The 11,573-nt window shown below is 69.6% G+C and carries 9 protein-coding genes; 4 read left to right on the forward strand and 5 right to left on the reverse strand.

Going from position 1 to position 11,573, the window contains the following annotated elements:
• Positions 1-29: 29 nt before the first annotated feature.
• Positions 30-800 carry a beta-glucanase gene (gene bglS, locus ACZ6TB_RS22995; protein ID WP_465556736.1) on the reverse strand — a complete coding sequence of 257 codons (771 nt, stop codon included), beginning with the start codon at positions 798-800 and terminating at the stop codon, positions 30-32.
• 195 nt (positions 801-995) lie between these two features.
• Here bglS and ACZ6TB_RS23000 point away from each other — a divergent pair, with 195 nt between their 5' ends.
• The gene (locus tag ACZ6TB_RS23000; protein ID WP_465556738.1) at positions 996-2,054 is read left to right on the forward strand and encodes a glycoside hydrolase family 26 protein; all 1,059 of its coding nucleotides are present in this window, start codon (positions 996-998) and stop codon (positions 2,052-2,054) included.
• 130 nt (positions 2,055-2,184) lie between these two features.
• Positions 2,185-4,920, forward strand: coding sequence for a cation-translocating P-type ATPase (locus ACZ6TB_RS23005; RefSeq protein ID WP_465556740.1), 2,736 nt, complete (start codon positions 2,185-2,187; stop codon positions 4,918-4,920).
• 22 nt (positions 4,921-4,942) lie between these two features.
• On the opposite strand, the gene ACZ6TB_RS23010 is transcribed toward ACZ6TB_RS23005, so the two are convergent.
• Both ACZ6TB_RS23010 and ACZ6TB_RS23015 read right to left on the reverse strand, forming a co-directional pair.
• On the reverse strand, positions 4,943-5,707 hold the full coding sequence (locus ACZ6TB_RS23010; protein WP_465556742.1) for a glycosyltransferase family 2 protein: 765 nt from the start codon (positions 5,705-5,707) through the stop codon (positions 4,943-4,945).
• 53 nt (positions 5,708-5,760) lie between these two features.
• A complete protein-coding gene (locus ACZ6TB_RS23015) occupies positions 5,761-6,477 on the reverse strand; it encodes a class I SAM-dependent methyltransferase (protein WP_465556744.1) in 717 nt (238 codons plus the stop codon).
• A gap of 290 nt (positions 6,478-6,767) precedes the next feature.
• Here ACZ6TB_RS23015 and ACZ6TB_RS23020 point away from each other — a divergent pair, with 290 nt between their 5' ends.
• Both ACZ6TB_RS23020 and ACZ6TB_RS23025 read left to right on the forward strand, forming a co-directional pair.
• Positions 6,768-8,921: a hypothetical protein gene (locus ACZ6TB_RS23020; RefSeq protein WP_465556746.1), complete on the forward strand. Its 2,154-nt coding sequence runs from the start codon at positions 6,768-6,770 to the stop codon at positions 8,919-8,921.
• Positions 8,922-8,934: 13 nt separating this feature from the next.
• Complete coding sequence (locus tag ACZ6TB_RS23025) at positions 8,935-9,480, forward strand: GtrA family protein (protein ID WP_465556747.1); 546 nt, start codon at positions 8,935-8,937, stop codon at positions 9,478-9,480.
• Positions 9,481-9,502: 22 nt separating this feature from the next.
• On the opposite strand, the gene ACZ6TB_RS23030 is transcribed toward ACZ6TB_RS23025, so the two are convergent.
• Positions 9,503-10,177 (reverse strand): response regulator, encoded by a 675-nt coding sequence (locus ACZ6TB_RS23030; protein WP_465556749.1) that lies wholly within the window; start codon positions 10,175-10,177, stop codon positions 9,503-9,505.
• Entirely contained in the window at positions 10,174-11,466 is a 1,293-nt protein-coding gene (locus ACZ6TB_RS23035) for a sensor histidine kinase (RefSeq protein ID WP_465556751.1), read from the reverse strand. The genes ACZ6TB_RS23030 and ACZ6TB_RS23035 overlap by 4 nt, the downstream gene beginning before the upstream one ends.
• Between the last annotated feature and the right edge of the window lie 107 nt (positions 11,467-11,573).

Raw genomic sequence — 11,573 nt, forward strand, 5'->3', positions numbered from 1 at the left:
CGAGCAGCAAGGCACGGACCTCGGGCCGATCAGTACTTGGTGTATTTGGCCCAGTCGTAGGTGGCGGTCAGGGTGGTTCCCGGGTACTTGAAGGGCTGCAGCCAGCCGTCCACGCCGATCCCGGGCCAGAGGTTCATCATGATGCGTTGCGGGTGCGTGGGAAGCGGCCCGCGCGAGCCGTTCTCCTGGTGGACCAGGGCCCCGTCGACGAACCAGTTGATGGTGCCGCCGTTCCACCACTCGAAGGCGTAGCTGTGATAGCCGGTCGAGGCGTCGAAGCCCAGGTTGATGACGGATTCGTGACCGCCGACGCCGTTGGTGAAGTAGTTGAGCTGCACCTGGTTGGTGTTCTTCCCGAGGATCTCGACGTCGATCTCGTCCCACGGCTGGCCGTCGCTGGGGCCGGTGTAGCTGAAGAACGACGTCACGGTGCCGGGGTTCTTGACGGCCTTCAGGCGCGCCTCGAACCGGCCGTACGTGTACAGGTCGGTGGTGCGATATTCACCGGAGGCGTACGGCTTGCCGGAGCAGCCACCGGGGCAGGACTGAGTGTCCAGGTTGATGCCCAGCACGCCGCCGCTGAACCAGACGTGGTCGGCGCGCCACCCAGCGTTGAACATGCCGCCGTTGCTGTAGCCGTCGGCCTTGTACCAGCGGCCGGTGTCGAATCCGTTGAAGTTGTCGACGAAGCTGGGGCCGATCGCGGCTTCGGCCGGTGCGGCGCCGGGCGCCAGGACGACGAGGGTAGCGAGGATCGCGGCGGCGAACGCCTTCGGGACGCGAGTTCGGGTGAAGATCATTTGGGGCCTCCTGGGGACGGGGAGTGGAAGCGCTTCCAAGGCATTTCATCGAGATATCTCTATGACATCTTTGTAACCGTACCGCTATGAGCTCGTCAAGATGCCGACCGGCTGGCGCCTCTTTACATCGATGGGAGTGCTTCGTATCGTCTGGCTGGAAGCGCTTCCAACTTGGGGCGCCCATGAGGAGGCAAAATGCGAAGGCGAACACTGCTGGGCACGACGGCGGGCGCGGTGGCGTTGGCCCTGTCCGATGCCACCGGGGCGGCCGCCCACCGGGACTCCTCCCCCACTCGGTACCTGGGTGTCTTCCGGGAAGAGACCCCCACGGCGATCGCGGCGGACGTCGAAGACCTCTACGGCGTCCGCCCGGCCGGCGTCATGTGGTTCGACAGCTGGGCGAGCGGCCTGGCGTTCCCGGTGAACGAGGCCAAGGCGCTCTGGCGGCGGGGCATCATGCCGCACTACACCTGGGAGCCCTGGAACACCGCGCTCGGCCCGAACGACCCCGGGCAGATCCACCTGGCCGACGTGATCGAGGGCGCCTGGGACACGTACATCCGGGCACGCGCCGAAGAGTTCGCGGCGGTGCGACTGCCGATCATGGTCCGGTGGGGCCACGAGTTCAACGGCAACTGGTACCCGTGGGGCATCGCGAACAACAACGCCGACCCCTCGCTGTACGTGCGGGCGTACCGGCGCGTGCATGACATCGTCCGGGCCGCCGGGGCGCGGAACGTGCAATGGGTGTGGGCGTACAACAACGGATCCTCGCCGGACACGCCCTACAACGACCCGGCCGGCGCCTACCCCGGGGACGCGTACGTCGACTGGGTCGGCATCGACGGATACAACTGGGGATTCGGCCCGTCCTGGGACCCGGCGGGCGACCACTGGACCAGCTTCGACGCGACCTTCGCCACCGCGTACGCCACGGCCCGTGCCATCGCGCCGCGCCGCCCGGTGATGATCGCCGAGTTCGCGTCCACGGAGGACGGCGGCGACAAGGCCCGATGGTTCCAGGACATGGACACGGCGCTGCGCTCGGGGGCGTACCCCGACCTCAAGCTGCTCACCTATTTCGACCTGACCAAGGAAGAGCCCTGGTCGCCGGCCTCGTCGCCGGGCGCGCTCGCCGCCTTCACCTCCTGGGTACGGCACCGGTACATGCGCGGAAGCGGCCATGACCTGGCGCGCGTCGCCACGACCTACGGCAGTCGCGAACTATCCCGGCCGGATGATGCCGAGGCATGACGAGGTTTCCATGCTGTTAACCGGACGGCTACGCGGTGGCGGCCGGCCCGGAGCCGGCGTGGTCGCCGCCTCCGGCTGATCTCACCGCCAGGCCCACCGTTCTGAGTGAGCCGGATATCCGGGGGTTCAGATGACCATCAAGGAACATCCCGCCGAGAACCGCACCCCATATGCGATGCCGGCACAGGACGTGACTGCCCAGTGGGGTGTCGACGCGGAGCAGGGGCTGACGGTCGCCGAGGTGGACCGGCGGCTGGCCGAGTACGGGCCCAACGAGCTGCCCCAGGAGCCGCCACCGAGCATGTGGGTGATCGCCCGGGGACAGCTGGCCAATCCGATGAACATCATGCTGCTGCTCGTGGTGGCGGCCAGCTTCGCGATCGTGCAGATCGCCACGGCGCTGGTGGTTCTCGGCCTGGTGCTGTTCAACGTGGTGATGGGAACGAACCAGGAGATGAAGGCGCGGGCCAGCGTGGAGGCGCTGGCCAAGCTCCAGGTGCCGCACGCCCGGGTGCGCCGGTCCGGCCAGGTCGAGCAGATCGACTCGACCAAGCTGGTTCCGGGCGACATCGTGCTGCTGGAGGCCGGTGACGTGGTCCCGGCCGACGGGCGGATCATCACCTCGGCGACGCTGGAGGTGCAGGAGGCCGCGCTGACGGGCGAGAGCGCACCGGTGCCCAAGGACTCGGTGACGTTGCCCGACGGTGAGGTGGCGCTGGGCGACCGTACCAACCTGGTGTTCCAGAACACCCAGGTGACCCGCGGCACGACGATCTTCGTGGTGACGGGCACCGGCGTCGCGACCCAGATGGGGCAGATCGCCGGGATGGTCAACGCCACCAAGCGCACCCGGTCCCCGTTGCAGCGCGAACTGGACGGCATGACCAAGGTCTTCGGCGCGCTCGCCTTCGCCGCGGTGGCGATCATCGCCATCTTCGGCCTGGTGCGCGGCATGGACAGCACCACGCTGGTGCTGTTGTGCATCTCCACCGCGATCGCGTCGATCCCGACCGGGCTGCCCACCTTCGTACAGGCCATGCTGTCGTCCGGAGCCCGCCGGTTGGCCGAGGCCAAGGCGGTGGTCAAGTCGCTGTCGGACGTGGAGACCCTGGGTGGGACCACGGTCATCAACTCCGACAAGACCGGCACGCTGACGATGAACGCGATGACCGCGACCACCATGCTGGCCGGCGGCGACTGGTACAAGATCGACGGCCCCGGCTATCAGAAGACCGGCGCGGTCCTGGGCGTGGCAGGATCGCCGCCGCCGGACTTCCACCGCCTCGCGCTGGGTCTGATCCTGTGCACCGACGCCACCGTCGGTGACGACGGCTCGGTCATCGGTGATCCGACCGAGGCGGCGTTCGTGGTGCTCGCCGCGAAGCTCGGCGCCGACGCCGAGCGGACCCGCGAAGCCCTGCCCCGCCGGGCCGAGGTGCCGTTCGACTCCGAGTACAAGTTCATGGCCACCTTCCACGACCTCCCCGAGGCGATGGCCGGCGGGATGATCACCCAACCACACTTCGCCAGCGTGAAGGGCGCGCCGGATGTGGTCCTGCAGCGCTGCGCCTTCGCGTGGTGGCACGGGAAGGTCGTCCCGATCGCCGACGTGCGGGACGAGATCCTGGCCGCCAACCGTCAGCTCTCCGAGAAGGGGCTGCGGGTCCTCGCCTTCGCCGCCCGGGAACTGGACGACGCCGCGATGGCCGCGGCGCTGGCCGGCCCGATGTCCGCGGTCACCGATCTCATCCTGGTCGCGCTCGTCGGGATCATGGACCCGCTGCGCACCGAGGCCAAGGACGCGGTGCAGGTCGCCCTGCGGGCCGGGATCGACGTACGGATGATCACCGGCGACCACACCGTCACCGCCCGCGCGATCGCCGACGAGCTCGGCCTCGGACCCGGCGTGATCACCGGCACCGATCTGCAGCATCTCTCCGATGACCAGGTTCTGCACCAACTGCCTCAGCTGCACGTGTTCGGACGAGTGGCGCCCGAGGACAAGCTGCGGCTGGCCAAGCTCATGCAGCAGGACGGCCAGGTGGTCGCGATGACCGGCGACGCCGTGAACGACGCGGCCGCGCTCAAACAGGCCGACGTCGGGGTCGCCATGGGCAGCGGCTCCGAGGTGTCCAAGCAGGCGGCGAAGATCGTGCTGACCGACGACAACTTCGCCACCCTGGTCCGCGCCGTCGACCTCGGCCGCGACATCTACCGCCGGATCTCCACCTACATCCGGCTGCAGCTGACCGTCCTGTCCTCGGTGCTGCAGCTGATGGTCTACGCCACCATCCTGAACGTCAACGGCGGCGTCGCCCTGTTCCCTCTCCAACTGCTGTTCTGCAAGTTCTTCGTGGTCATCACCGTGGTGATCGGGTTCATCGTCGATGTTCCCGACCCCGGCGTGATGCAGCGGCCGCCCCGCAAGCCCGGGACGAGAATCGTCACCAGGCCGTGGATCGTCCGCTGGCTCCTGTTCGGCTTCGTGGTCGCCGCCACCGCCCTGTCGGTGCTCGCCTGGGGCCCCGGCAAACCGAGCACCACCGATCCGTCGATCAACATGACCATGGCCTTCGCCGTCATCTCGCTGTCCGCGGTGAACATCGGCCTGGTGATGCGCCGCGAACGCCAGGCGCCCTGGTCGTCCCCGGTGTTCCCGTACCTCGGCTGGATCGCCGCCGGCTGGTTCATGACCTGGGCCGCGGTGGAACTGGGCATGTTCCAGCGGCTGCTCGACACCACGTCGCTCACGCGCGGGCAATGGGTGGTCGTGCTCGCCCTGTCGCTCATCGCCCCCGCCGTCGTCGCCGGGGACAAGTTCCTCCAGCTCCGGGCACAACGCCGAACCGACCCGGAGCCGGCCTGAGAGGAGAGCGCCGCGCGCGCGGCTAGCTACCGACCTTCACCCGCGGGCGGGCCCCGCCCAGCGGGGAGCCCCGCCGGATCTTCCGGCGGCCGGCCCACATCCGGAGCACCAGCCCGATCATCTCGAAGCCGAGCTTGACCGTCTTGCCGAAGTCGCCGGTGACCGACGAGACCCCGACCCGCTGCTGGTAGTTGACGGGCACCTGGACGAGCTTGCTCCGCATGATGACGGCCAGCAGCAACATCTCGAGGCCGTACGCCGACCCGTCCAGCTTGGACTTGTCGAGGATCATGTCCGCCTGCTCCCGGCTCATGATCCGGAAGGTGCAGCCGACGTCGCTCAGGTACGCGGTGTTGTACAGCACCTCGACCATCTTGGCGACGGCCCAGTTCCCCCACTGGAGGAACCAGCCCATGTTGGCGCCCTCCCAGACGAAGTTGGAGACCGTCCGGGACCCGATCACGTAGTCGCACTCGGGCAGGAAGGCGAGCAGCTTGTGCAGGTCGGCGGGCTTGAACGTGCCGTCCGGCTCGCAGATCGCGACGAGGTCGGTGTTCGCCTCGCGCAGCCCTCGCTTGATCGCCGCGCCGTAGCCCTGTCGCGTCTCGATGACCTCACGCGCGACGGTCTTGGCGACCTCTTCGGACGTCCCCTCGGCGGCGTTGTTGTTGACGACGATGATCTCGTCGACAAGCCCCAGGGCCGCGAACTGGTTGACGACCTCGGCGATGCTGTCCTTCTCGTTGTACGTCGGCAGTACGACGGACAGCGATCTGCCGTTCCACATCGGGGTTTCCTCCGTCGGATGTCGGATGTCGGATGTCGGATGAGTTGGTCGGACTAGCGTGCCGCGACGAGCAACATCTGGCCCGCGAAGGGCTTGACCGGCGATCGCAGATACCACGGGACCAGGAACGTGAGCTTGGACCCGCGGGACTTCATCGTCAACGGCAGGAAGCGCGGCAGTACCTTTTCGACCGTGAAGCCCTCGGAGACCAGATAGTCCCGGAGTGACTGATCCGTGAAGATCGCGACGTGGGTGAAGTCGTCGAAGTACCGGCCCGGGTTCAGCCGGAAGTTGGGCTGCAGCAGCATCAGCCGGCCGCCCGGGCGCAACACCCGGCGGGCCTCGGCGAGCAGCCGGGACGCCTCCGGGCGCTCCAGGTGCTCCAGCAGGTTCGAGGCGAAGACGACGTCGAAGCTGCCGTTCTCGAACGCGTTGAGATCCGTGCAGTCACCGACCACGGGCGTCACATGGCTCGCCGCCGCGCGCTTGACCGTCGCGTCGAGGTCCATCGCCACCACGCGACGCGCCCGCACGTTGTTGGCGAAGTCGCACCACCCGGCTCCGAGCTCGAGCACCTCGGCGTCGGGAGCTATCCAGCGCGCCAGGTACTCGCAGAGGTGTTTCCACACCTTTGCCCGGTTCTCGTCGTGCGTGAGCCGGGTCTCGAAGTAGCCGTTGATGTACACGCCTTCGTCGGCGGGGTCGTTGCTCTCGAGTCCGGTTCGCACCGGAACGTCGGACGAGTCGGGGTCGGTGTGCGGCACGAGCACGAACAATAGCGTCTCGTCACGAACTCTTGTAGGGCAATCGGCCCAGCGAATCTTGGCCCCGCGGGTACGAATCATCGGTCGCGCGCTGTCTATACTCCGTGCCGTCCGAGCCGCCCGAGGTAGGAGCATGTGTGGCACAGCCCAAGGCTGACACCGAGGCGTCACCGACAGTCGTGACGCCGGTACCCGCCGCGCCGGCGCCAAGGCCCTCGGCGGTACCTCGGATCCTCGGTGCCGCGATCGCGTTCCTTCTGGTCGCCGGGCTGCTGGCGTGCGCGGTGGTGGGTGCGATGCCCGTGCCGCACGTGCTGCTGGCGACTCTCGTCGTGCTCGTGACGCAGGTGCTGCCGGGTGCGCTGGCCTGGCGGGCGGCCCGGCCCCGGGACGGCTGGCTTCTCGAGGACCTGGCGATGGGCTTCGCGGTCGGCTCGGTCTTCGCCATCGCGGCTCAGGTCGTGGCCGGGCTCACCGCCCAGCGGTGGATCGCCTTCAGCCCGCTCGCCGTCGCGGCGGTCCTCGTTCTCCTGCCGGGGACGCGAAACCGGCTGCGCACCGCGCGAACCCGGCCGCTGCCGTGGTGGTGTGCGCCCTCGGTCGCCCTGGTGTCCCTGGTCACGCTGCCGCAGCTGCGCTCCTACTTCCACGCCGTGCCGCTGCACTGGAACACCGGCTCCCGGGCGATCGACGTCGACGCCTACCTTCATCTCGCGCTCGCCGGTCAGCTTGCCCACCGCGGGCCCACGACCTTCCCGTGGGTCCAGAGCGAATCCCTCGCCTACCACTGGTTCAGCCATGCCTGGGTGGCGCAGATCTCGGTGGCGTCCGGCGTCCCGCTCGACGAGGTGCTGTTCCGGTTCATGGCGGTCCTCATGCCGATCGTGGTGGTGTTCGCCATCGCCGCGGCGGCCGTTCGGCTGACCGGCCGCGCCTGGGCCGGCCCGGTCGCGGCCGTGCTGGCCTTCGCCGGCGGCGATCTCAATGTGCTCGGCAAGGTCTCGGGCGGGTCACCGGTCGCGCCGCTCTCGCCGAGCCTCGGGCTCGCGATCCCGATGGTGACGGCCGCCGCCGCCGTCCTCGCCATGCGGTGGAACAAAACGATGTCCCGCGGTGGCAGCCTGCTCCTGCTCCTCGTGCTGTGCCTCGGCGCATCGGGCACGAAGGGGTCGACACTTCCGCTTCTCGTCGCGGGAGTCGGGCTCGCCCTGGCCGCGATGCTGGTCTTCGACCGGTCGCGCTTCCTGTCCGTCGCCGGCGACCTCGCCGTGGTGGTCGGCTGCCTCATCTTCGCGCTCGTGGTCGTGTTCCACGGCTCCGGTGCGGGCCTGCACCTCAGCCCGGCGGACGCGGCCGACCAGATCCCCGCGGCGAAATGGCTGGGCAAGCCGGACACGACGCTCCAGATGGCGCTGATCCTGGCGATCGGTGCGGCCGCGGTCCTCGCCCGCGGCGCCGGGGCCGTGGTTCTGCCCTTCTCCCCCACCGCGCGCCGCAGCCCCACGCCGTGGCTGCTCATCGGTGGCGGCCTGGCGGGCGGCGGGGCGATCGCCTTGTTCGCCCACCCCGGTGCGAGTCAGTGGTATTTCGCACGAACCGCCATTCCGCTGCTCGTCCTCGGCTCGGCGATGGGCCTGGCCGCCATGGTCAACGTGCTCGGTCCGCGGCGGTTCGCGCGGGCACTGGCCGTGAGCGTCCTCGCCGGCGTCGCGCTGGTCTGGCTCGGACCCGCCGTCCTGGGTACCGTGCGGCCGGGTGAGTGGGGCATGGGCGCGTCCTTGATCGCCGTCGGTGTGGCCGTGGTGGTCGTCGCCGGCGCCGCCGGCGCGGCGCTGACTCGCGGGCGGGTGAACCGGCTCCGGCTGGCCGGCGCCGCGATGGTGCTGACCGTGCTGGCCGGCGGCGTGCTCTCCTCGGTCTGGTACGTCCTGTTCCCGGCCGGGCAGACGCCGATCTCGCAGATCCGCCAGGCGACCTCGGCCGCGCCCTTGCCGACCGTGCCGGTCACCGCCCACCTCGCGACGAGTCGCGGGCAGATCGACGCGGCCCGGTGGATCCGCGACCACTCCGATGTCGACGACCTGGTCATGACCAACCGCCACTGCATTTCGCCGGTGGAGCCGGTCCACTGCGACAGCCGTCGCTGGACGGTCGCGGCCTTCAGCGAGCGGCAGGTCCTGGTCGAGGGATGGACCGCCACGCCGATGTCCGCGAAGCTCGGGCCCGAGGGCCGGGACTCCATCACCGTCAACTACTGGAAGCCGGACCTGCTGCGGCTGAACGACGGCTTCATCGCCGATCCCACCGAGAGCGCCGCTCAGGAATTGCGGCGACTGGGCGTGCGATGGATCTTCGTCGATCACACCCGGCCGTACGCGCCGACGCTCGCGCCGTATGCGACGCTTCGGTATCAGAGTCCGGGTGTGGACGTCTATGAATTCACGGGGTAACGGAGGACCGAGGGTGGCGTCGATCCGTCGCTGGTACGACCGGCTGCGCCGGCACAGCCTGCGCCTGGCCAAGTACGGCCTGGTCGGGATCGCCGGCTTCGTCGTCGACGTGGGCGGTTTCAACCTGCTCCGCTTCGCCGGCGGACACGGCCCGCTCTATGACATGCCGCTGGCCGCGAAGGCCATCTCCACCGCCATGGGTGTCCTCGTGGCCTGGCTCGGTCACCGGTACTGGACCTTCCGGGAAAATCGGCGCTCCGAGGTTCACCGCGAGTTCGTCGTGTTCGTCGTGGTCTCCCTGATCGGCCTGGCGATCTCGTTGGCGCCGCTCGCGATCTCGCACTATGCGCTGGGACTGCGCAGCCCGCTGGCGGACAACATCTCCGCCAACATCCTCGGGCTCGGCCTCGCGACCGCCTTCCGCTACTGGGCCATGCACACCCGGGTGTTCACCGAGGTGCGCACCACCCCACCAGCGACCTCGTCAATTCCGACCCCCGGCGCCGCCGGAGCGAAGGAATCCGGAGAACTCGTCGGGGAGATCACCGAGGCCCGGTGACGGCGCCCGCGATCGTGCGGCGCTACCCCTGGCTGCCGGGCGTGACCAGGCCGGTCTCGTAGCCGAAGACCACGGCCTGGACGCGGTCGCGCAGGTCCAGCTTCTGCAAGATCCGGCTCACGTGCGTCTTGGTGGTCTGCTCGGCGATGAACAGCGCCGCGGCGATCTCGGCGTTCGACTTGCCCAGCGCCATCAGGCGCAGCACCTCCCGTTCGCGGTCGGTGAGCCCGTTGAGCGCCGTGGCGGCCGTCGACGGCCGCGGCCTCGCCTGGACGAAGCTCTCGATCAGGCGACGGGTGATGCTGGGCGCCAGCAACGCCTCGCCGCCGGCCACCACGCGCACGGCTCGCAGCAGGTCCTCGGGCTCGCTGTCCTTGAGCAGGAAACCGCTGGCGCCGGCCTGCAACGCGGCATAGATGTAGTCGTCCAGGTCGAAGGTCGTCAGCATCAGCACCCGCGGCGTGTGGCCCGCGCCGCGCTCCGGACCGAGCATGGCCCTCGTCGCGGCCAGCCCGTCGAGCACCGGCATCCGGACGTCCATCAGGACGACATCGGGGCGCAGGCTGCGGCAGCGCTCGACGCCGAGCTGCCCGTTCTCCGCCTCGCCCACGACCGTGATGTCGTCCTGCGACTCCAGGATCGCGCGGATGCCGACCCGGATCATCGGCTGGTCGTCCACGATCAGCGCGCGAATCATCCGGCGCCTCCGATCGGCAACCGGGCCACGACCCGGTAGCCGCCCTCGTCGCGTACGCCGGCCTCCAAAGATCCTCCCGCCAGCCGCGCCCGTTCGCGCATTCCCGAAATCCCATGGCCGGCCCGGCCCGGCGCCTCGATGGGCTGGGCCGGCCGCGCCGACGCGTCGTTCACGACGGAAAGCACAAGGTCAAACCCTTCAACATCAAGATTGATCACCGTACGGGCGCCGGGCGCGTGCCGGATGACGTTGCTCAACGACTCCTGGACGATCCGGTAGGCCGCCACGGCGACGGCCTCCGTGAGCACGACCGCCCGGACCGATTCGGCCTCGCGCACCTCGACCGGCACACTCGCACGCCCGGCCGACTCGACGAGCTCCGCCAGCCGGCTCAGGTCGGGCACCGGCGTCAGCTCGGCGTCGGCGCTCTCGTCCCGCAACACGGCCAGCAGCTGGCGCATCTCCCGCAGCGTCGAGCGCGCGCCGTCGGCGATCTGGGCGAACTCCGCCCGTACCTCCGGGTCGAGATTTTTGATCCGGTACGACGCGGACGTCGCCTGCATGTGGATCACCGACATGTTGTGCGCCACGACGTCGTGCAGCTCCCGCGCGATCCGGGTGCGCTCCTCGGCGACCGCCCGCTGGCTCTGCTCGACCTCGACCGAGCGCCGCGCGTCGGCGAGCTCCCGGCGGACCTCCCGCCACCGGCGCGTCATCAGCACGGCGCCGAGGGTCAGGGCCGCGAAGATCGGGTAGACGATCATGATCGGCAGCCAGTCGCCGACCGACCGGGTACGCGGATCGAGCAGGATCACCAACAGGAGCAGCAATAAGCTCGCCCCGAGGGTGGCCAGCGCCGTCCGCCGGTCGGTGCGGGCGGCGATCAGGCCGACGTGCGCGATCAGCGTGATCGCCCCCAGCGCCGTCAGCGGCCACGTCGGTCCGGCGCCGGGCGGGATGGCCACCGCGAACAGGGTGACGGCCCCGAACTGGAGCGCGGTCGCCGCCTTCGGCCGGACCAGGATCAGGACCAGCGCGCCGCTCTGCCCGAGGCCCGCCAGAAACGCGACCGCCGGGTACACGTCGAACTTCGAGGCGGCCAGCCCCACGTTGAAGAACATCAGCCCGAGGGCGACCAGGCTCGTGCCCACCCACAGCAGCACCGACGAGAGCGTCGGCCGCCCGGCCGAGCTCGGCGCGGGGGCGACCGACGTCAGCTCGCGGATCGTCGCGGCGACCCGCCCGACGAGCCGGCGAAGCCGCTGTTTCGATCGTGGGCGACCCGTCACGGGGCGACACTAGCAAGATCACTACCGGCGGCACGTCCATCGCGAGAGGTATCCGGCCCCCTACCCGAGAGTGACCCGCGACGGTACCGAGGACCGACGCCCGGGCC

The sequence above is a fragment of the Actinoplanes sp. NPDC051537 genome, assembly GCF_055586105.1.

Coding starts and splice junctions, on each gene's coding strand:
- ACZ6TB_RS23020 (WP_465556746.1), top strand. CDS start 6,768: ATGCCCGTGCCGCACGTGCTGCTGGCGACTCTCGTCGTGCTCGTGACG.
- ACZ6TB_RS23005 (WP_465556740.1), top strand. CDS start 2,185: ATGACCATCAAGGAACATCCCGCCGAGAACCGCACCCCATATGCGATG.
- bglS (WP_465556736.1), bottom strand. CDS start 800: ATGATCTTCACCCGAACTCGCGTCCCGAAGGCGTTCGCCGCCGCGATC.
- ACZ6TB_RS23010 (WP_465556742.1), bottom strand. CDS start 5,707: ATGTGGAACGGCAGATCGCTGTCCGTCGTACTGCCGACGTACAACGAG.
- ACZ6TB_RS23030 (WP_465556749.1), bottom strand. CDS start 10,177: ATGATTCGCGCGCTGATCGTGGACGACCAGCCGATGATCCGGGTCGGC.
- ACZ6TB_RS23000 (WP_465556738.1), top strand. CDS start 996: ATGCGAAGGCGAACACTGCTGGGCACGACGGCGGGCGCGGTGGCGTTG.